Origin of the sequence: Rhizobium favelukesii (genome assembly GCF_000577275.2) — a bacterium.
GTDB classification, from domain to species: Bacteria; Pseudomonadota; Alphaproteobacteria; order Rhizobiales; family Rhizobiaceae; genus Rhizobium; species Rhizobium favelukesii.
The window spans coordinates 2,497,277-2,516,943 of sequence record NZ_HG916852.1; the positions used below are offsets into that span (position 1 = coordinate 2,497,277).

18 protein-coding genes are annotated in these 19,667 nt (G+C 58.8%); 4 read left to right on the top strand and 14 right to left on the bottom strand.

Annotated features, from left to right (window positions below):
- Positions 1-11 precede the first annotated feature (11 nt).
- Together LPU83_RS50980 and eno are read right to left on the bottom strand one after the other, a co-directional pair.
- A complete protein-coding gene (locus tag LPU83_RS50980) occupies positions 12-332 on the bottom strand; it encodes an FtsB family cell division protein (RefSeq protein ID WP_024316969.1) in 321 nt (106 codons plus the stop codon).
- Positions 333-474: 142 nt separating this feature from the next.
- The gene (eno, locus tag LPU83_RS50985; protein ID WP_024316968.1) at positions 475-1,749 is read right to left on the bottom strand and encodes a phosphopyruvate hydratase; all 1,275 of its coding nucleotides are present in this window, start codon (positions 1,747-1,749) and stop codon (positions 475-477) included.
- A 421-nt stretch (positions 1,750-2,170) separates the two neighbouring features.
- Between eno and LPU83_RS50990 the strand changes: the two genes are divergently transcribed.
- Complete coding sequence (locus LPU83_RS50990) at positions 2,171-4,015, top strand: methyl-accepting chemotaxis protein (RefSeq protein WP_024316967.1); 1,845 nt, start codon at positions 2,171-2,173, stop codon at positions 4,013-4,015.
- A gap of 22 nt (positions 4,016-4,037) precedes the next feature.
- On the opposite strand, the gene kdsA is transcribed toward LPU83_RS50990, so the two are convergent.
- Together kdsA and LPU83_RS51000 are read right to left on the bottom strand one after the other, a co-directional pair.
- On the bottom strand, positions 4,038-4,883 hold the full coding sequence (gene kdsA / locus LPU83_RS50995) for a 3-deoxy-8-phosphooctulonate synthase (RefSeq protein WP_024316966.1): 846 nt from the start codon (positions 4,881-4,883) through the stop codon (positions 4,038-4,040).
- Positions 4,880-5,764 (bottom strand): VOC family protein, encoded by an 885-nt coding sequence (locus LPU83_RS51000; protein WP_024316965.1) that lies wholly within the window; start codon positions 5,762-5,764, stop codon positions 4,880-4,882. The genes kdsA and LPU83_RS51000 overlap by 4 nt, the downstream gene beginning before the upstream one ends.
- Positions 5,765-5,963: 199 nt before the next feature.
- Here LPU83_RS51000 and lexA point away from each other — a divergent pair, with 199 nt between their 5' ends.
- The 3 genes from lexA (at position 5,964) to gltA (ending at position 9,265) form a co-directional block, all read left to right on the top strand.
- Positions 5,964-6,680: a transcriptional repressor LexA gene (lexA, locus tag LPU83_RS51005; RefSeq protein ID WP_024316964.1), complete on the top strand. Its 717-nt coding sequence runs from the start codon at positions 5,964-5,966 to the stop codon at positions 6,678-6,680.
- Between the two features lie 877 nt (positions 6,681-7,557).
- Complete coding sequence (locus LPU83_RS51010) at positions 7,558-7,851, top strand: hypothetical protein (RefSeq protein ID WP_141652590.1); 294 nt, start codon at positions 7,558-7,560, stop codon at positions 7,849-7,851.
- Between the two features lie 124 nt (positions 7,852-7,975).
- On the top strand, positions 7,976-9,265 hold the full coding sequence (gene gltA, locus LPU83_RS51015) for a citrate synthase (protein WP_024316962.1): 1,290 nt from the start codon (positions 7,976-7,978) through the stop codon (positions 9,263-9,265).
- A gap of 29 nt (positions 9,266-9,294) precedes the next feature.
- On the opposite strand, the gene lpxB is transcribed toward gltA, so the two are convergent.
- The 10 genes from lpxB to frr form a co-directional block, all read right to left on the bottom strand.
- Positions 9,295-10,476, bottom strand: a complete 1,182-nt coding sequence (gene lpxB, locus LPU83_RS51020; RefSeq protein WP_024316961.1) for a lipid-A-disaccharide synthase — start codon at positions 10,474-10,476, stop codon at positions 9,295-9,297.
- Positions 10,473-11,354: an LpxI family protein gene (locus LPU83_RS51025; RefSeq protein ID WP_024316960.1), complete on the bottom strand. Its 882-nt coding sequence runs from the start codon at positions 11,352-11,354 to the stop codon at positions 10,473-10,475. The genes lpxB and LPU83_RS51025 overlap by 4 nt, the downstream gene beginning before the upstream one ends.
- 3 nt (positions 11,355-11,357) lie before the next feature.
- Entirely contained in the window at positions 11,358-12,176 is an 819-nt protein-coding gene (gene lpxA, locus LPU83_RS51030) for an acyl-ACP--UDP-N-acetylglucosamine O-acyltransferase (RefSeq protein ID WP_024316959.1), read from the bottom strand.
- Positions 12,173-12,640, bottom strand: coding sequence for a 3-hydroxyacyl-ACP dehydratase FabZ (gene fabZ / locus LPU83_RS51035; RefSeq protein WP_024316958.1), 468 nt, complete (start codon positions 12,638-12,640; stop codon positions 12,173-12,175). Before fabZ ends, lpxA begins: the two co-directional genes overlap by 4 nt.
- Positions 12,633-13,694, bottom strand: coding sequence for a UDP-3-O-(3-hydroxymyristoyl)glucosamine N-acyltransferase (gene lpxD, locus LPU83_RS51040; RefSeq protein WP_024316957.1), 1,062 nt, complete (start codon positions 13,692-13,694; stop codon positions 12,633-12,635). The genes fabZ and lpxD overlap by 8 nt, the downstream gene beginning before the upstream one ends.
- Before the next feature lie 50 nt (positions 13,695-13,744).
- A complete protein-coding gene (gene bamA, locus LPU83_RS51045) occupies positions 13,745-16,081 on the bottom strand; it encodes an outer membrane protein assembly factor BamA (RefSeq protein WP_024316956.1) in 2,337 nt (778 codons plus the stop codon).
- 194 nt (positions 16,082-16,275) lie between these two features.
- Entirely contained in the window at positions 16,276-17,409 is a 1,134-nt protein-coding gene (gene rseP, locus LPU83_RS51050; protein WP_024316955.1) for an RIP metalloprotease RseP, read from the bottom strand.
- 28 nt (positions 17,410-17,437) lie between these two features.
- The gene (locus tag LPU83_RS51055) at positions 17,438-18,271 is read right to left on the bottom strand and encodes a phosphatidate cytidylyltransferase (protein ID WP_024316954.1); all 834 of its coding nucleotides are present in this window, start codon (positions 18,269-18,271) and stop codon (positions 17,438-17,440) included.
- The gene (locus LPU83_RS51060) at positions 18,271-19,017 is read right to left on the bottom strand and encodes an isoprenyl transferase (protein WP_024316953.1); all 747 of its coding nucleotides are present in this window, start codon (positions 19,015-19,017) and stop codon (positions 18,271-18,273) included. The genes LPU83_RS51055 and LPU83_RS51060 overlap by 1 nt, the downstream gene beginning before the upstream one ends.
- 43 nt (positions 19,018-19,060) lie before the next feature.
- On the bottom strand, positions 19,061-19,621 hold the full coding sequence (gene frr, locus LPU83_RS51065) for a ribosome recycling factor (protein ID WP_024316952.1): 561 nt from the start codon (positions 19,619-19,621) through the stop codon (positions 19,061-19,063).
- Positions 19,622-19,667: the final 46 nt, after the last annotated feature.

A 19,667-nucleotide genomic window follows, 5' to 3' on the forward strand; every position in this document is an offset into this window, starting at 1 on the left:
CTCAATTTCGGTTAATTGGAATAGTGATTGAATATCACGATCTCGTCGGCACGAGAAACATTCAGCTGAAGACGCGCTTTCTCGTCCAGCATGTCCTTGTCCATCGAACCGTCGCTCAGCAGCGCGACCTGCTTTTCGAGGTGCTCGCGCTTGCCTTTCAGAACCGCCAACTCCCTTTCGCGCGCTATCCGCTGGCGCTCGAACCCCTCGGTTGCCCGCAGACCGTAATCACCATGAACGCAATGATAGCCGAAGTAGGAAAGAAACGCGATCGTCATCGCCGGAACCACGAAACGACCGATCTTTTTCTTCTTGTGATGCTTTGTCCACATAAACGCACGCTCGAACGCATTACCTCGATGCGTTCAAGCCTACCGGGCAGAGATTAACTGTCCGTTGACTATGAAAAATCGGGCAAGAAAAAACCCGCGCCTTTTGAGGCGCGGGTTCGAAGTCGTTAAAAATCAGATGCGATTAGCCGCGGATGATCGAACGGCCGGCATAGCGGGCCTGCGGGCCGAGGCCTTCTTCGATGCGGATCAGCTGGTTGTACTTTGCCAGGCGGTCCGAGCGCGACAGCGAGCCAGTCTTGATCTGACCGCAGTTCGTGGCGACAGCCAGATCTGCAATCGTAGAGTCTTCGGTTTCGCCCGAACGGTGCGACATGACGGCGGTGTAGGCAGCCTTGTGCGCGGTGTTGACGGCATCGAGCGTTTCCGTCAGCGAGCCGATCTGGTTGACCTTGACGAGGATCGAGTTGGCAACACCCATGCGGATGCCGTCACGAAGACGGGCTGAGTTGGTAACGAAGAGATCGTCGCCGACCAGCTGAACCTTCTTCCCAGCCAGATCCGTCAGAGCCTTCCAGCCGTCCCAATCGTCTTCGGCCATGCCGTCTTCGATCGAGATGATCGGGTACTGGGCCGCGAGCTGAGCAAGATATTCGGCCATGGCGCCCGATTCCAGCGTCCGGCCTTCACCTTCGAGAACGTACTTGCCGTCCTTAAAGAATTCCGTCGAGGCGCAGTCAAGGCCGAGGCTGATGTCGTCGCCCGGCTTGTAGCCGGCTTTCTCAATCGACTTCATGATGAAGTCGAGGGCTTCAGGCGCGCTCTTCAAGCCCGGCGCGAAGCCACCTTCGTCGCCGACGTTGGTGTTGTGACCTTGAGCTGACAATTCCTTCTTAAGGACGTGGAAGACTTCCGAGCCCATGCGAACGGCTTCACGGATGGAATCGGCGCCGACCGGCAGGATCATGAATTCCTGGAAGTCGATTGGGTTGTCGGCATGCGCACCACCGTTGATGATGTTCATCATCGGAACCGGCAGGAGGTGGGCGCTGGCGCCGCCGACGTAGCGGTAGAGCGGCAGGCCGGAAGCCTGTGCTGCCGCCTTGGCAACGGCGAGCGAGACGCCGAGGATGGCGTTGGCGCCAAGACGCGCCTTGTTCGGCGTGCCGTCCAGCTCGATCATGATGTTGTCGATCTGGATCTGGTTTTCGGCGTCGATACCACCGATCGCGTCGAAGATCTCCGTGTTGGCGGCTTCGACGGCCTTTTCAACACCCTTGCCGAGATAGCGCTTGCCGCCATCGCGCACTTCGACTGCTTCGTGAGCACCGGTCGAAGCGCCCGACGGCACCGCCGCGCGGCCCATGCTGCCATCTTCGAGATAGACATCGACTTCGACGGTCGGGTTACCACGGCTGTCGAGAATCTCGCGGGCGATAATGTCGGTAATTGCGGTCATCGGCTCTTCCTGCTCGAGGGTGGATAAATCGTTCGAAGCCTGTTTAATCGAAGGCACGCAAATTACAATGCCACACCGACGACACACGGCATGTCACGACCTATCGCGCGAATATGTCAGGCTTTTGAAGAGGCTTGCCCCTCCATCTTTCTGCTGCCCTGCTCCAGTGTTTCGAAACTACAGGTTTTAAAAAACAAGTCACAGTATTCGATGTGGTTGCACATTTATCGATCGGTAACCAATCAATAGTACAATTAATCCTCAATAAGGAAATACTGCCTGTCCGCCGGCAAGTAGTATTGCATGATGCACTTCCTTGTGCGGTTCAAACCCGCCTGCTTAGGGCTTTTAAGTTCCCTCCAAATCCCAAGCCATTTCAATAAACAACACCTGTTCACTATTAAAATTTACGGGGCGCCGGATGAAACTCAATATTGCTCGCAGCCTTGCCATCTTCGCGGCCGTCGTCACCGCGGGATTGATCACTTCGATCGGCATACAGAATTACGCCTTCAACAAGCTGCGGGTGAACGGCGAAATGTATAAGCAGATCGTCTACGGCAAGGATCTCGTCGCCGATATCCTGCCGCCGCCTCTCTACATCGTCGAATCCTACATGCTTGCACTTGAGGCGGTGCAGCGTCCTGAAGTCGCGCGGAAGAATATCGAGCGCATCCAGACTGTCCTGAAGCCCGCCTATGAGGATCGCCGCAAATATTGGTCGGAAACGGCGCTCAGCGCCGATCTCAAGGAAAAACTCCTGAACGACGTCCTCGTCAAAGGCGACGTCTTCTGGAAGGTGATGGCGGAAGAACTCGCCCCGGCCATTCTCAAGAACGACGCTGCCGTCATCCCGGCGGCCTTCGAGAAGCTTTCAACGAATTTCCATATTCATGAAGAGGCCGTCAACAAGCTCGTGGACATGGCGAACGCCTTCCTTGCTGCTGCCGAAAAGGATGCTGCCGAACAAACCCGCATCCTTTCCACGATCACACTTGCGGCAGCCGCTGTCTCGTTTTGCCTGTTGCTCGGCGGCCTCTATGCCTTCCGTCGACGCGCTATCGTGCCGCTCTCGGCGATGCGCGACTATATGGCGATCCTTGCCGGTGGCGATTATTCGAAGGAAGTGCCCTTCAGCCGCCGCGCCGACGAGATCGGCGCGATGGCGCGCGCCGTCACCGTCTTCCGTCAATCTGCCGAAGAGCGAAACAATATCCGCGAGCGCCAAGATGCTGAACGCCGGGTGCAGGCACAGCGTGATGCGGTGCTTGCCGCGACCAAGGCAGAAGAGGAAGCCGCCCGCGAGCGCGTCATTGCAAGCCTGAGCCGCGGTCTGGAGCGCCTTTCCGGCGGCGACCTCACTGTCCAGCTCAGCGAACCCTTCGAAGCCGCCTACGAAAAGCTGCGCCACGAGTTCAACTCGAGCATCCGCACGCTTTTCGGCGCAATGAAGGAAATCTCGGCCGTCACGAATACGGTAAGGACCGGCTCGAGCGAAATCGCCTCGAGCACGGATGATCTGGCCCGGCGAACGGAGCATCAGGCCGCCTCGCTGGAGCAGGCAGCCTCCGCGCTCGACCAGATCACCGTCACCGTCAAGAACTCATCGGAACGGGCCAATGAAGCGAACGCGGTGATGACGGCGACGAAGGAAAGCGCCAGCTACTCGGCAACCGTCGTGCACGAGGCGGTGGCCGCGATGGAGAAGATCGAGACATCATCCGCGCAGATCGGCGAGATCATCAACGTCATCGACGAAATCGCCTTCCAGACCAACCTCCTCGCGCTCAATGCCGGTGTGGAGGCCGCCCGTGCAGGTGAGGCCGGAAAAGGCTTTGCCGTCGTTGCGCAGGAAGTGCGCGACCTTGCCGGTCGCTCCGCCAATCTGGCGAAAGAAATCAAACAGTTGATCGAGAGGTCTTCCAGCCAGGTTTCAGCAGGCGTTGGCCTCGTCAACCGCACAGGCGAAGCGCTCAGCAATATCGATCAGCAGGTTCTGATGGTCACTGCGCTGATCGAGGGGATCGTGCGTTCTTCCTCCGAACAAACCACCGCGCTCCTGGAAGTCAACGCCGCGGTCAACACGATGGACAGCGTCACGCAGCAGAACGCGGCGATGGTCGAGCAAACCAGCGCCGCCTGCCGAGAGCTCGGCGCCGAGGCAGTGCACCTCAATCACCTGCTGTCTCGTTTCCGTCTCGACGATACGGACAACTCCGTGACCAAGGGATATCCCTCCCACAAACGGATGGCGCTTGCCGGTTGACGGCCGGCACTTTCTGCAGGTTTCAGGCCGCCTTGGCGATCACGTCGAAAGCCAGCAGCTTTTCGAGTAGCCGCGGCATATCCTTCAGGCGAACCATGTTCGGCCCGTCGGACGGCGCATTGTCAGGGTCTTCGTGTGTTTCGATGAAGACGCCGGCGACGCCAACGGCAACGGCTGCCCGTGCCAGCGTCTCCACGAATTCGCGCTGGCCGCCGGTTGAGCCGCCCTGCCCGCCTGGCTGCTGCACCGAATGCGTGGCGTCAAAGATCACGGGAGCGCCCATCGCCGCCATGATCGGCAGCGAACGCATGTCCGAAACCAGCGTGTTGTAGCCGAAGGAGGCGCCACGCTCGCACAGCAGGATATTGGGGTTGCCGGTCGAGTTCAGCTTGTTGAGGACATTCTTCATGTCCCAAGGAGCAAGGAACTGGCCCTTCTTGACGTTGATGGTGCGGCCGGTCTTGGCGGCAGCGACCAGCAGGTCGGTCTGGCGGCTGAGGAAGGCCGGGATCTGCAGGATGTCGACGACGGTCGCCACCTCGGCGCACTGCTCCTCGGTGTGGATGTCAGTCAGGACCGGAAAGCCGTATTCCTTCTTGAGGTCTGCAAAGACCTCAAGCGCCGTTTCGAGGCCGATCCCACGCTGAGCCGACAGCGAGGTGCGGTTCGCCTTGTCGAAGGAGGACTTGTAGACGAGGCCGAGACCAAGCTTGTCGCAGAGTTCCTTTAGCACGCCCGCGACCATGAAGGCATGGTCACGGCTCTCCATCTGGCAGGGCCCAGCAATCAGCGACAGCTGGCCGGCATTGGAAAAGGTGACGCAGCCGGCGCCTTCGCCAACCACGACTTCGGACTTTGTCTGGCTCATCGTTTCTCCTCAAAGGCGAAGAGCGCGCCCTGCCCGGGAGCCGCCTTCACCAGAATTCGATTGTTTTTGCGCGTGTAGGTCATCCCGTTAGCAGCCAAATGCGCTTCTGTCACGGCGAGATCGCCAACCTTGAAGACGATGGCGATGCCGCGCAAGCCGCGATCGGTGGACGCTGCAGGAAGGTCGAAATAGGCATACAATCCATCGGGGGATAGAACGCTGATCCTGGCATTCGGAGCGGCGACGCTCACGCCGAAGGCGTCGTTGACAATCCCCGGGCCGTGCGCCGCTGCGCGCACGAATGATCCGAACGCCTTCGGATCTGGCGAAACCAGAGCGATCTCTGCAATCCCATGGACGCCGTTCGCGTGCACTTGCAGCGCTTTTCGATCGGCCGGCAGCGGATTGACGCGTTGACACGTGAAAAAGAAGAAATCCGGAGCCCGCAGATCCACCGCGAAAGCGAGCTTGAACGCGGCTGTGGCCTCCGAGCCATCGGGCATCTTCATCGGTCGCTCGAACTGTAGCATCTCGCCGCCATTGATCCTTTCGGAAAGGAACCGGGCGTGGTCGCGATCGGCATCTGCGGTCGCGAAGACCACGGCAGAGAATCCATCGTCCCCGCATCGAAACCGAAAGGCGCGGTCACGCGCGGTGAAGACATTCCCTTTCTTCGCCGACGCCTCGTGCAGTTCCGCGCTGGCGACCCCCAGGGGCTCTAGGTAAGTTTCGTCGGAGAAGAATATGCAGGCGTTCTCTGTTCCAAACGGATGCCGGGCATCGGGCGCGATGGTGAACCCAAGTTTTCCGAGACGTTCGCGCGCGAGTCCAATATTGGAGACCGGCAGCACGATGTGGTCCAGCGGATGTGCTTCGCTCATAGCAAACTCTCCGGAATTTGCGAAGATGTGCGCCGGGTCGCAGGACAATGCAACCCCCTTCGGCGCTTTCAGTCAAATGAACTGAGAAAACTGAACAAGTTGCGGGCAAGTTTTACGAAAATTTAGGCACTTGCGGAACACATATGGAACATATAGTGTCTGTTCTGGCTTTGTTTCACGACTCTGGGGTTCAACTTCGATGCTGACGCGTAAACAACAGGAGCTTCTTCTCTTCATTCACGAGCGAATGAAGGAGTCCGGTGTCCCCCCTTCTTTCGATGAAATGAAAGATGCCTTGGACCTCGCGTCGAAGTCAGGCATTCACCGGCTGATTACAGCGCTCGAAGAACGTGGCTTCATTCGCCGACTGCCGAATCGGGCCCGCGCCCTGGAGGTCATCAAGCTTCCGGAGGCATATAACCCGAGCTTGCAACCACGCCGCGGCTTTTCGCCGAGCGTCATCGAAGGCAGCCTCGGCAAACCGCAGCTTGTTGCGCCGCCGAAGCCGGCAGCACATGCCGACAACGGCAATTCCGCCTCGGTACCGGTTATGGGACGGATCGCCGCCGGCGTGCCGATTTCGGCAATCCAGAACAATACTCACGACATCACCGTTCCGGCCGACATGCTTGGCCCGGGCGAGCACTATGCGCTTGAGGTCAAGGGCGACTCGATGATCGAAGCCGGCATTTTCGATGGCGACACGGTGATCATTCGCAATGGCAGCACCGCAAATCCCGGCGACATCGTTGTCGCGCTCGTCGATGACGAAGAAGCGACCCTCAAGCGCTTCCGCCGGAAGGGCGCCTCCATTGCGCTCGAGGCCGCGAACCCGGCTTATGAAACGCGTATTTTTGGACCCGACCGCGTCAAGGTTCAGGGCAAGCTCGTCGGGCTCATTCGTCGTTATCATTGACGACAGGCGGCTCACCGTCAAACGTGCCGCTTCGCCAGTTGTATGCCCAATGCCGCATCCAGGGGCGGTCAAGCGTGGTAGTAGGCGGTGACACGATGGTGTTCCCTGTTCGTCTTTGCGTATCTCGGCGGCGCCAGAGCCGCGACGCAGGATTTCTCCGGTGAATAGCAGTGCGTCCGGCCGGCATTCGGTCGCACGCAGGCGAGCGGGCGTCACGACGATATCGGCGGTATCGCGCGCAGCGCCGAAGTAAGCAGGGTTTTCGACGATTGTCAGAACGTAGCTGCTATCGTGCGTGGCGGTGCACCAGGCGTTTTCAGGGAAACAAGGCGGTCTTCAGCGCCCGTCGCAGAGGCCTGCCGCAACGTATTGCGGGCATTGCGCAATTCCTCAGCCGAGAGTCTTTGAGCTTGGCCTTCGCTGTCCGCCGCCGGACAGGGGTGATATTGCATCGCCGAGGTGGAATTGATGCAGTGCCAGCGGTCACGGCGATCCCCTTCCCGACGCTCAACGCAGCCCGTGATCGTCGTGATTATACGCGCGTCCAATATGACGGTCGCCCTACTCCGTGCTTCGAACTGGGCGGAAAGCGTTCCCACGACACCAATACGCCCGCCAGCGCAAGATTTCGGATCAGTCGGCGGCGCCCCGGGGACTGCGGCCGGTGCAATCAGGGCGAACGCAACAAACCATGCCCCCAGGCGGATCATTGGCGGGTCACTTGCGAGCTCAAACCAGAGGACGGCGTCGGCCCGAGGAAGACCGGAGAAAATACGAAGAACCGCCCATGATCCATCTCCGTCGCCACAGCGCGACGAAAACACGAAGAGCAGCCGGGCGGCGCGGTCGTAAACCACGTTGCCCAGGAGACGAGTGATTGCGTGCTGAAGGCGCGCGGAGGCTTCTAAGCAGATTGAGCCCGAAGAAAAGAACGCTCTGCCATGCGAGCAAGCGCATCCGCGCCGAGGGGCCTGCCTCACAAAGTGGCTTCAACCCCGGCATGCATCTGCGCCCAAAAACAGCCGCCCTTGCAACCACAATGCAAGTTCTTCAGGCTTCAGGCAACAATAATCGATTGAAATCCGAAGGAGAATCGGAAGCCAGAAAAGCCAAGGATAATCATCAGCTTCTGCTATGCGCAGGGCTCATCGCAGGAGTGCCCAAAAGTTGATACTGCGATGCACAAAATGGCGTCACGGGAACTTGGCATTAGGCGCGCGATCATATAGCTATCGTCGACGACGCTTAACCCTATGGCGCTTTTATGGCGCCAACCGCCAGTTTGGAGGATCAGAATGACGGAACAAAGCGCAACACTGAAAATCGGTGATAAATCAGTCGATCTCGCCGTCAAGAGCGGCACGATCGGCCCTGACGTCATTGATATCGGCGCCCTGTACAAGCACACGGCTTCCTTCACGTACGATCCTGGTTTTACCTCGACCGCATCCTGTGAATCGAAAATCACCTACATCGATGGTGATGCCGGCGTACTGCTACATCGCGGTTATCCGATCGAGCAACTTGCCGAGCATGGCGACTTCCTCGAGGTCTGCTACCTGCTCCTCTATGGCGAACTGCCGACCGCTGCGCAGAAGAAGGATTTCGACTATCGCGTCACGCATCACACGATGGTGCATGAGCAGATGAGTCGGTTCTTCACGGGCTTCCGCCGCGATGCGCATCCGATGGCCGTCATGTGCGGCTGCGTCGGTGCATTGTCGGCCTTCTACCACGACTCCACCGACATCACGGATCCGCATCAGCGCATGGTCGCAAGCCTGCGCATGATCGCCAAGATGCCGACACTTGCGGCCATGGCCTACAAGTATCACGTCGGCCAGCCCTTCGTTTACCCGAAGAACGATCTCGACTACGCCTCGAACTTCCTGCGCATGTGCTTTGCTGTTCCGTGCGAAGAATATGTCGTCAATCCGGTGCTGTCCCGCGCCATGGACCGCATCTTCATCCTGCACGCCGACCACGAGCAGAATGCATCGACCTCGACGGTCCGCCTCGCCGGCTCATCGGGCGCAAACCCGTTCGCCTGCATCGCCGCCGGCATTGCCTGCCTCTGGGGCCCGGCTCACGGCGGCGCCAATGAAGCAGCGCTGAACATGCTGACCGAGATCGGCACCGTCGACCGTATTCCCGAATACATAGCCCGCGCCAAGGACAAGAACGATCCGTTCCGTCTCATGGGCTTCGGTCATCGCGTCTACAAGAACTACGATCCGCGCGCCAAGATCATGCAGAAGACGACACACGAGGTTCTCGGCGAACTCGGCGTCAAGGACGACCCTTTGCTCGAGGTAGCAATGGAACTGGAGCGTATCGCTCTCACTGATGAATACTTCATCGAAAAGAAGCTCTATCCGAATATCGACTTCTACTCCGGCATCACGCTCAAGGCTCTGGGCTTCCCCACGACCATGTTCACCGTGCTGTTTGCTCTGGCCCGCACGGTCGGCTGGATTGCACAGTGGAACGAGATGATCGAAGACCCGGAGCAGCGTATCGGCCGTCCGCGCCAGCTCTACATCGGCGAGCCACAGCGCGATTACCTGCCGGTCTCCAAGCGCTAAACCGCGACAGCAGACAGCAAAGAGCCCGGTCAGAAATGGCCGGGCTTTTTCTTTTGAAGGACGTCGAGAACGATCTCAGCCGCGTATTCTCCCGGCGGCTTTTCGGTCTGCATCCTCTGCCAGAGGGTGTCAAACCCCTCCATCATCGCCTGTCGCGGCAAGGTGTCTGCCGAAAGCTTCTCCATCCAGCGTGCAAAGCTGCCGCCTCGGACGACTTCATTGATATATTCGGGCACGACAGTGTAGTCCGTGATCAGGTTCGGAAGGGCCGCGCTCCACGTCTTGATCTTGCTGGTCATGAGCTTGATGATCCAGTCGGTCTTGTAGGCCGAAATGCAGGGAACACCGGTCAGCGCGAGCTCCAGCACGACAGTCCCGGACGCGGCCATGGCCGCATCCGCTTCAGCGAATGCCTGCCACTTCGCCTCCACCCCCGTCAGGATCTCCGGCTTGGTCGTCCAATCCTTGACGAGATCACGGATCATGGATTCGCGTCGTGGCATGGTCGGCAAAACGAAGCGCACGTCACCGTTGCGCGCCACCAGCTCGCTCACGGCATCGCCAAAATGCGGCAGCAGCTTCATGATCTCCGACGAACGCGAACCGGGCAGCAACATCACCGTCTTGCGGTCGGTTTCACTTCGCGGTTTCGTCTGCGCCCGCTGGCGTCGTGCGTCCACCAGGTTCGGATCGGCGGTCAAACGGTGACCAACGTAGATTGTCGGCGGACCACCCAGCTTGCGCATCACTTCCGGCTCGAATGGCAAGACTGCCAGCACCTGGTCGACGTACGAGAGCATGCGCTGCGCGCGGTATTCCTTCCACGCCCATACGCTTGGACAGACATAATTGACGACGGGCAGTTCAGGCAGCGCCGCGCGCACGCGCTTGGCGACCCTATGGGTGAAATCGGGACTGTCGACGATAATAAGCACATCCGGCTTTGCCGCGATGATCGCCGCCGCCGTCTCTCGAATGCGTCGAACCAGCCGCGGCAGGTTCGAAAGCACTTGCGTGATGCCCATGACCGACAGTTCGGAGAAATCGAAAAGCGAGCGCAGGCCCTGCGCGTCCAGCCCCTCGCCGCCGACGCCGATCAGCTCCACGCGACCTTGATACTGCTGCTTTAGGGCCGCGACCAGGTCCGCGCCCAGAAGATCGCCCGAAACCTCCCCAACGACGATAGCAACTTTTAGCGAAGCCTCGCTCACACTAACCCCCAGGATGGCAATCCCCTATCCAGTCCGCACACGAAAATACCAGCCTCATCCGCGGCCTTGATGACAGCGTCACGCTCAAGGATCAGCGAGCGGCCCGCTTCAACGGTCACGCCGGCCAGTCCCGCCTGGCGCAGGTTCTCGATCGTCGAAATACCGATCGATGGCAGGTCGGCGCGGATATCCTGCTGAGGCTTGCAGAGTTTCACGAGCACTCCGCGCCGGCGCGCGGAAATTCGCCCGGCCGACCGCAGGTTCGCGACACGCTCCAGCATGCTGTCCGTGCCTTCCACACCTTCGAGCGCAACGATGCGGCCGCCGACTGAAACCGACCCCTGACCAACGTCCAGCCTACCGAGCGCATCGGCCGCTTCGGCTGCACGTATTATGTCCTTCGTGTCGTCGGCGCTTGGCTGCACGGCGCCCAATGGACCGACCGATGCAAGCAGATCCGGTGCGATCTCGTGCGCGCCGACGACCCGGCGTCCATTCTCTTCAATCAAGGTGATTACCATGCGCAGCACCGTATCGTCGCCGCCAGCGAGCAGCGTACGGATCGTCGACGGCAATTTCACCAGAGTCTTCAGCGTCGGCCGGACTTCCCGCCACTCCGGGCGCCGGCGTACAGCGCCAGACATGACGACGCGGTCTATGCCGTTGCTTTCAAAGATGCGATTGAGAGCAGCGAAATCGCCGACGCCGATGACGGCGTGGTCAAAGCCTTCCCAAGAACGGTCGGCCTCGTTCTTCAGCGCAACAATGAAGGGATTCTCACCTGCTTGCCGCGCCGCGGTGGCGACATGAGACGGCAGAAGGCCACTGCCCGCGATGATTGCCAAGCGGCCTTTTGCCATGTCACCAGCGAGAGCCAAGCATCACCCTTTCTGTCCCCTCGTCGGAGAGGAAAGCGCGCGATCGCTTTCGGCGGCAATGAAATCGAGAATCTGCATGACCTGTTCGCAATCGGCATACTCATCCCTGATCGCGGCGGCGTTGTCACGGATCGAACCGTCGCCTTCGAAGATCGCCTTGTAGGCGCGGCGCACGGCATGAATCGTCGCCCGGTCAACACCGGCGCGGGTCATGCCAACGACGTTCAGGCCGCTCAGAAGACCTGGATTGCCATTGAGCATGCCATAGGGAATGACATCATAGCTGACAGCCGAGAGCCCACCAACAAAGGCCTGCCGGCCGACACGCGTGAACTGATGCACGGCACAGCCGCCACCGAGAATGACACGATCCTCGATCGTCACGTGGCCCGCCAGCATCACATTGTTGGACATGATGACGTTGTTTCCGACCCGGCAATCATGCGCGACATGAGAATTCGCCAGGAAGAGATTGTTGTTGCCGACAATCGTCCGACCACCGAAATCGGCGGTACCCGTGTTTACCGTCACGCCTTCGCGGAAAGTGCAGTTGTCGCCAACCGTCAAGGTCGTCTCTTCGCCGCCATGATGAACGCTCTGCGGATCGCCGCCGATGACGGCCATCGGGAAAATGCGGCAGCCCTTGCCGATCGTCGTCTGGCCGGACACAACCGCGTGCGTCAGCAGTTCCACGTTATCGCCCAGCACGACCTTCGGGCCCACATGGCAAAAAGGGCCGATCTTGACGTTCTCGCCGATCACGGCGCCATCTTCGACGACGGCCATAGCGTGAATGCTGGCAGTGGCTGCAATCGTACTCATGCCTGATCCTTGCGAACGATCATCGCCCCGATGTCGGCTTCAGCGACGAGCGCTCCATCGACCTTAGCATCGCAATGGAACTTCCAGATGTTACCGCGCTGTTTCTGTTTCTTCACGTGATATTCGACGCGATCACCGGGAACGACCGGCTTGCGGAAGCGCGCATTGTCGATCGTCATGAAGTAGACCAGGTTGCCGGTCTCACCTTCCTTCTTGGCGCAGATCGCGCCGGCCGTCTGAGCCATGCCCTCGATGAGCAGAACACCCGGCATGATCGGCGCCCCCGGAAAGTGACCGGTGAAGTGCGGTTCGCTTGCCGTCACGTTCTTGATGCCGATCGCGGAATCGTCGCCATCGATCTCGATAATCCGGTCAACAAGCAGGAACGGATAACGATGCGGCAGCAGCTTCATGATCTCGTTGATATCCGCCGAAGAGAGCAAAGTCTTGGCTTCCTCAGTCATTCTTTTCTCCCATTTTCTTGCTGCCCGTTGATCGCGCCAAAATCGCAGCCGTCTCTCGCAGAAAATCGTTGATGGGACGCGCGGGCACGCCACCGTAGCGTTCGCCGGCAGGTATGTCTCCGATCACGCCGCTCTTTGCGGCGATCTGCACTCCGTCACCGATCTTGATATGCCCGTTCAGTCCAGCCTGCCCGCCGACCTGCACGCCATCGCCGAGCACAGTGCTGCCGGCAATGCCGACCTGAGAAACGATGGCGCAATGGCGTCCGATGCGGACGTTGTGGCCGATCTGCACCTGATTGTCGATCTTTGTGCCTTCGCCGACGACCGTATCATCCATCGTCCCGCGATCGATCGTGGTGTTGGCGCCGATCTCGACATGATCCTGGATGATGACCCGGCCGACCTGCACGATCTTGATCATCCCCCGCGGGCCCGGGGCGTAACCGAAGCCATCTTGGCCGATCCGCGCACCGTTGTGAATGATGACGCCATTGCCGACGAGTGCGCACAGCACACTCGCACCAGCCGCGATCGTGCAATTGCGGCCAATCTTGACGTTTGGCCCAATGATGGCGCCCGCCCCGATGTGTGTGCCCTCACCGATTTCAGCATGCGCACCAATGACCGCGAATGGCTCGACCGAAACCTTGCCCTCGAGCCGGACGGTCGGATCAACGATCGCGCGATCGGAGATACCGGAAGCTTCGGACAACAGTGCTTCAGGGCGCAGCGCCTTCGGATAGAGATAGCCCCCAGCCATGGCAAAGGCCGCATGAGCATTCTTCGAAATCAGAACAGGCAGATGATCCGGCACCAGCGATCGCAGGCCGACACTGCAAAGGACGGCAGACGCCGCGCACGTCGCGAGCTCGTCCTTGCTCTTCTTCGACATGATGTAACACAGGTCACCCGCCTTCGCCCGACTTACGGGCGAAACGGAGCGGATCACGACATCTGCATCTTTCGGATCAGCAAGCTCTGCCCCAAGATACTGCGCCAACTCCAAGAGTTTCACGCCATCATGGGGCAGAAAAAAGCCATTTTGCTCCATCGGCAAATCTCCAGAACGGAATTCGATTTTACGGTTCCGGACTGCCGATATCAGAATTGGTTGTTTATGCCAAACTTGAAGTGCTGAGTTTTGTCGAAGTCTTCCTTGAGAACCGGAATAGCGTAGTCGACGCGCAGCGTACCGAATGGCGACGCCCACATAAGACCAACACCGACAGAAGCACGGAGCGATGCATCAACGCCGTTCACACTATCACCACGCGGATCGACATCATTGCCAAACAGCGTACCTGCATCGGCGAACACGGCGCCGCGCAAGCCGAAGTCACGCGGGACCGCAGGGAGTGGGAAGGTCGCTTCAGCCGACACCGTAAAATAGGTGTTCCCACCGAGCGGGTCGTCGTTTGCCCCGGCAATGCGTGGGCCGATGCCCTTGTTCTCGAAGCCGCGAATATCGCCGTTGGTCAGCGTGAACTGATCAAAGACGTTCAGATTCTTGTTAAAGCCGATGACATAACCCGCCGAACCCGAAACCGATCCGATGATATCAGCATCATCCGCAAGCAGGTGGAAATACCGCGCCTTACCGTAGATCTTGTAGAATTCCGAGTCGCCACCAAGGCCAGCGATTTCATGCGTGGCGCTGGCATAGATACCTTCGCGAGGCAGCGTCATGTCATCGAGCGTATTATAGGTCAGCGTCTGCGAAACGGACGACTTCACCCACGGACTGTTTTCAACGAGGTTCTGGTATGGCGCAGACAGATTGCTCAGCGAGCCCGAGGGATCATACTTCATCTGCTTGTAGTTGTAGCGGAACGTCGTCGCCAGATCTTCCGTGATCGGCGCCGTCGCGCGCAATACGCCACTGTTTTCCTCGTAGTCGTAGTTGTCGTTGCTCGACGTCTGACTGTGGTTAAGATCGAAACCAACAGCCAGGCGATAGCCCAAGAAGTAGGGCTCCGTGAAGTTCAAGCCATAGGTCTGAGAGCCTTCTTGACCACCACCGGCGCTAATCTTGATGTACTGACCGCGACCGAGGAAGTTCTTTTCCTCGACAGATGCTTCGAGCAGCAGACCATCGCCGCCGGCAGCATAGCCTGCGCCGATACCGAACGAGCCGGTCGCCTGGTCCTGCACGTCAACGACGACAACAACGCGATCCGGCGAACTGCCAGGCTGCGTCGAGATGTTGACGGACGAGAAATAGCCGAGAGCCTCGAGGCGGCGCTTGGCCCTCGTGATCATCTGCTGATTGAAGGCGTCGCCTTCGCTCATGTCGAACTCGCGACGAATGACAAAGTCACGCGTACGGCTGTTGCCGCGGATTTCGATGCGCTCTACGTAGGCGCGCTCGCCCTGATCAACGAGGTATTCGACCCCGATCGTATTGTTGGTCAGATCACGATTGCCGCGCGGCGTCACGCGCGCAAACGGATATCCGGCGGAGGCGACCTGATCGGAGATCGCTTCCATCGATTTCTGGACTTCCTTGGCGCTGTAGACCTGACCTTCGTGCGTGCGGACGAACCCCTGAAGCTGCGTAGAATCAATACCGGGAACAGTCGACTGCACCGTCACGGCACCAAAATTATAGCGCGGACCTTCTTCGATGTTGAAGGTTAGCGTGTACTTGTTCGTTGCCTCGTCGAAAGCCGCATCCGATGAGATGATACGGAAGTCGGCATAGCCGCGATTGTAGTAGAACTGACGCAGCGTTTCTTCGTCGGCATGAAGTTTGTCTTCGCTGTAGACGTCCTTGCGGGTCAGGAACGACAGAAAGTTCGAGCGCTTCGTCGCGATGACCGAAGAGAGACGACCCGAACTATAGGCGTTGTTGCCAACGAAATTAATGGCAGCAATCTTGGTGCGATCACCTTCGTCGACGACGAAGGCCAGATTGACGCGTCCCTCACCGAGCGGCACGACCTGCGTGGTCACCTGGACTTCGCTGCGGCCGGTCGCGGCGTACGCGTCCTTGATTGCCTGAATGTCGGACTGGATCTGCGCTTCGTTATATGGTCCGGCCGCGTGGGTTTTCACGACAGCAGCGAGCTTGTCGTCCTTGATCTTGCGGTTGCCGTTGAAGACCACCTGGTTGACCAGCTGCGCTTCCTCAACGGAAACAACCAGCGTGCTACCGGAGACGGAGATCTTGACGTCGGAAAAATAGCCGGTGTCGTAAAGCTGCTTCACCGAGTCATCGATGTCTGTGTTGGAGAAGGTCTTGCCAGGCACGATCGTCAGGTTCGAGCGTACCGCTTCGGCGCCGACACGGCTTGCGCCGCGTACATCAACACGCTGAATGACTGCAGCTTCTGCCGTCGTTGCCGAGACGAAAACCGTTGCACCTGCCCCCGAAGCAACAATACCTGCAGACAGCGCAACCGCCGATACTGCGTTCAAAAATCTTGAACCAGCCTTCATTTCACCCATTACCTTTTTTCTCGTCCCCGGCCCAGGCGTCCCCCGATTCCGGTCACGTGTGTCGTTTTACCCGCTTTTGACATACAAGCAAGGGAGCACGTTAATTTCTGTTTACTTCATTTCCAAGCGTGACGCATTCGCCACTACAGCTTTGAAACATCGTAAATAAACGGTAATTTTCCCTCGTCCGGCAATCAGCCTATCAAAGCACTTATATCGTTCCAGGTGGCAAAAACCATCAAGCTCAAAACCATCGCCAAGCCAATGCGGAACGCAATGTCCTGGGCAGACGATCCCAACGGTTTTCCTCTCACCGCCTCAATCGCATAGAACATCAAATGACCACCATCAAGTACCGGAACCGGCATCAAGTTCAGTAATCCGATAGAAACCGACAAGACAGCAGCGAGCTGCAGCAAAGCTGCAACGCCTAGTGTCGCCATCTGGCCGGAAGCCTGCGCGACACGGATCGGTCCGCCGAGCTGGTCGGGCTTCATGTAACCGGAGATGAGATTGCCGATATACTTGAAGGTGCCGGTTACGATGTGCCAGGTCTGGATCGTTCCTTCCTTGACCGCCGCCAGCGGCGAATAGGTCTGCACCCGGAAGTGACCGACCTCCTGGTTCGTGACGATACCGATAAGGCCGATCTCGATCTTGTTGCCGAACTGATCGGTCATGTCGGTTCGGGCCGGTACCATCGGCACATCCAACTTCTCGCCGTTGCGCTCGATCGTCACGATGATTCTTTGCTCGGGCCGAATGCTGACGTAGCGTCGGACGTCGTCGAAAGTCTCGACCTTCGTGCCATCGATAGCGATCAGAAGGTCACCCGGCGCGACGCCCGCCTCGGCAGCAACGCTGCCCTGCTTGACTTCCGCGACAACGGGATCCGCGACCGATCGGCCGTAGATCGAGAAAAGAACCGCAAAAATCGCAATCGCCAGGACGAAATTGGCAATTGGGCCGGCGGCAACCGTTGCGGCACGCTTCCACAGCTTCGCGCCGGCGAACGAACGCGCACGATCCTCTTCCGACATCGCTGCGAGCTTGTCGTCATCGGGCTTGCTCGATGAATCCTCATCGCCGAAAAAGCGGACGTAGCCGCCAAGCGGTATCAGTGAAAGCTTCCAGCGGGTTCCGTGCTTGTCGGTGAAGCCGACCAATTCCGGGCCAAAGCCGATCGAGAACGCCAATATCCTGATGCCGCTCCAGCGCCCGACAAGATAGTGCCCCATCTCGTGCACGAAGACGAGCAACGACAAGACGAGGACGAAGGGCACGATATAGCCCGTCAGGAACGCCAATATACCGGTCAAGCCAAGCATCTGATCTTTCCGCCAGCCTTTGCAGACATTATACGCCGAACAGGGCTGCACCGAGCGACGTCATTTCGCCGCCCTTTATCAGCGAAAAAAGCCCAGCTAGCAAGAACGCTGCAAAGCAGGCAAAAATGAGCCCGTCGACCCGGTCCATGATGCCACCATGCCCAGGAATGAGACGGCTCGAATCCTTGACGCCGAAGCGGCGCTTGATGAAGGATTCGAAGAGATCGCCAGCCTGGCTACATATCGACAGGATGAACGCGATCGGCGCCACAAACACGACGCTTTGCGGAAACGCAAAATAGGTAACCAGACTGCCGGCAATCACTGCGGAGACGACACCGCCAATGGCGCCGGACCATGTCTTTCCCGGAGATATCTTCGGCGCCAGTTTCGGGCCGCCGATGGCGCGGCCGACAAAATAGGCAAGAATGTCGGTTGCCCACACGACTGCAAAGACGAAGAGCATCGCAACGAGCCCGACACTGTCGGCGCCGCGTATACTCGAGAGCGCAATGCCGGTAAGACCGGCGTACATCATACCCGTGGGAAACCAGCGTGATGTTTTCGACACAAGCACGAAGCCAACAGCAACCAGGAAGAACAGCGATAAGAGAAGCAGCGAATAGCGAAATGTGCCAGCCACCACGGCCACGGCGATCGCCACCTGCCCCACCCAACCGATTGCGTTGGCGACCGGTTGCTCGGTCGCAAGCCTCGTGATTGTCGACCATTCATAATAAATCAGCAGTCCGATCAATGCGGACAAAAGGCTAAAGGCGACACCACCATACCAGGTGGCGAGCAGAACGATGACGGCAAGAATCACTCCGGAGAGAATGCGTAACTTCAGCTCCTGCTGCATCAAGTGCCTACTGCCGCAGCCGTTTGGGCTACCAGTCCACCGAAGCGACGGTCGCGCGACGCGAAGGTCTCCAACGCTGAATGGAAGATCTCCCGGCTGAAATCGGGCCAATACTCAGGAACGAAAATGAACTCCGAGTAAGCGGCCTGCCAAAGCAGGAAGTTGGAAAGGCGCTCCTCACCGCTCGTACGAATGATCAGATCGGGATCCGGGATGCCCGCCGTATCGAGCCGCGCATTGATGAGCGCGGGTGAAATGTCCTGCGCCCTCAGCCGTCCTGCCTCGACGTCACGCGCAAGACTTGTCATTGCACGAGCGATCTCGTCGCGCGAACCATAGTTGAAGGCGATAACGAGGGTCAGCGCGGTGTTCGACTTCGTCCTCTCTTCTGCGTCCACCAGAAGATCGAGGATATCGCTCTTGAGGCTGAGCCGGTCGCCGATCACCTTCACGCGCACATTCTGGCGATGAAGCTCCGCCAAGTCGCGACGAATGAAGGCCTTCAGCAAGCCAAGCAGATCGGAAACCTCCGTTTCCGGACGGCGCCAATTCTCCGAGGAAAAGGCGAAGAGGGTGAGATACTTGATCCCTGCGTCACCCGCAGCGCGCACGGTCTCGCGCACCGCGTCAACGCCCTTTCGATGACCCATCGTCCGCGGAAGTCCGCGCTGCTTCGCCCATCGGCCATTGCCATCCATGATGATGGCGACGTGTTCTGGCACAGTCAAAAATGTTCGTTCCGACATTTCCCGTCCGGTTCTTGCAGCAAAGGCGCAGCCGCAGCGCGCCCTAAACCTGCATGATTTCCTTTTCCTTCTCGCCAAGCAAGCGGTCGACTTCAGAAATCGTCTCGTCTGTCATCTTCTGCACACGATCTGATTGCGCCCGGCTTTCATCCTGGCCAATCACACCGTCTTTTTCGGCTTTCTTAAGGCCGTCCATACCGTCGCGACGCACATGGCGAATTGCAACCTTGCTCTTCTCGGCATAGTCGTGGGCGACTTTCACCAGCGATTTGCGGCGTTCCTCATTGAGTTCCGGCAGCGGAATGCGCAGGTTCTGGCCGTCGATGATCGGATTGAGGCCGAGATTCGACTCGCGGATGGCGCGGTCGGTCGCGTTGACCATCGATTTGTCCCAGACCGAAACCGACAGCATGCGCGGCTCCGGCACGGTAATGTTGGCCACCTGGTTCAGCGGCACACGCGAACCATATGCCTCGACCATGACGGGGTCGAGAATGTTGGCCGAGGCGCGGCCCGTGCGCAACGATGCGATATCGTGCTTGAACGCGGAAATCGCGCCATCCATGCGGCGCTTGAGTTCCTTGATGTCGATGCCTTCACTCATGTCATTGCTCCCGTCTTGGTAGAAGCTGCGGCAAAACCAGCCGTCC

Bases quoted from the DNA above. Each gene is read 5' to 3' on its own strand.
- fabZ (WP_024316958.1), bottom strand. From the start codon at position 12,640: ATGACTGAGGAAGCCAAGACTTTGCTCTCTTCGGCGGATATCAACGAG.
- lpxD (WP_024316957.1), bottom strand. From the start codon at position 13,694: ATGGAGCAAAATGGCTTTTTTCTGCCCCATGATGGCGTGAAACTCTTG.
- frr (WP_024316952.1), bottom strand. From the start codon at position 19,621: ATGAGTGAAGGCATCGACATCAAGGAACTCAAGCGCCGCATGGATGGC.
- bamA (WP_024316956.1), bottom strand. From the start codon at position 16,081: ATGAAGGCTGGTTCAAGATTTTTGAACGCAGTATCGGCGGTTGCGCTG.
- kdsA (WP_024316966.1), bottom strand. From the start codon at position 4,883: ATGAGCCAGACAAAGTCCGAAGTCGTGGTTGGCGAAGGCGCCGGCTGC.
- LPU83_RS50990 (WP_024316967.1), top strand. From the start codon at position 2,171: ATGAAACTCAATATTGCTCGCAGCCTTGCCATCTTCGCGGCCGTCGTC.
- LPU83_RS51000 (WP_024316965.1), bottom strand. From the start codon at position 5,764: ATGAGCGAAGCACATCCGCTGGACCACATCGTGCTGCCGGTCTCCAAT.
- rseP (WP_024316955.1), bottom strand. From the start codon at position 17,409: ATGCTTGGCTTGACCGGTATATTGGCGTTCCTGACGGGCTATATCGTG.
- gltA (WP_024316962.1), top strand. From the start codon at position 7,976: ATGACGGAACAAAGCGCAACACTGAAAATCGGTGATAAATCAGTCGAT.
- LPU83_RS51055 (WP_024316954.1), bottom strand. From the start codon at position 18,271: ATGCAGCAGGAGCTGAAGTTACGCATTCTCTCCGGAGTGATTCTTGCC.
- lexA (WP_024316964.1), top strand. From the start codon at position 5,964: ATGCTGACGCGTAAACAACAGGAGCTTCTTCTCTTCATTCACGAGCGA.
- lpxA (WP_024316959.1), bottom strand. From the start codon at position 12,176: ATGAGTACGATTGCAGCCACTGCCAGCATTCACGCTATGGCCGTCGTC.
- LPU83_RS50980 (WP_024316969.1), bottom strand. From the start codon at position 332: ATGTGGACAAAGCATCACAAGAAGAAAAAGATCGGTCGTTTCGTGGTT.
- LPU83_RS51060 (WP_024316953.1), bottom strand. From the start codon at position 19,017: ATGTCGGAACGAACATTTTTGACTGTGCCAGAACACGTCGCCATCATC.
- eno (WP_024316968.1), bottom strand. From the start codon at position 1,749: ATGACCGCAATTACCGACATTATCGCCCGCGAGATTCTCGACAGCCGT.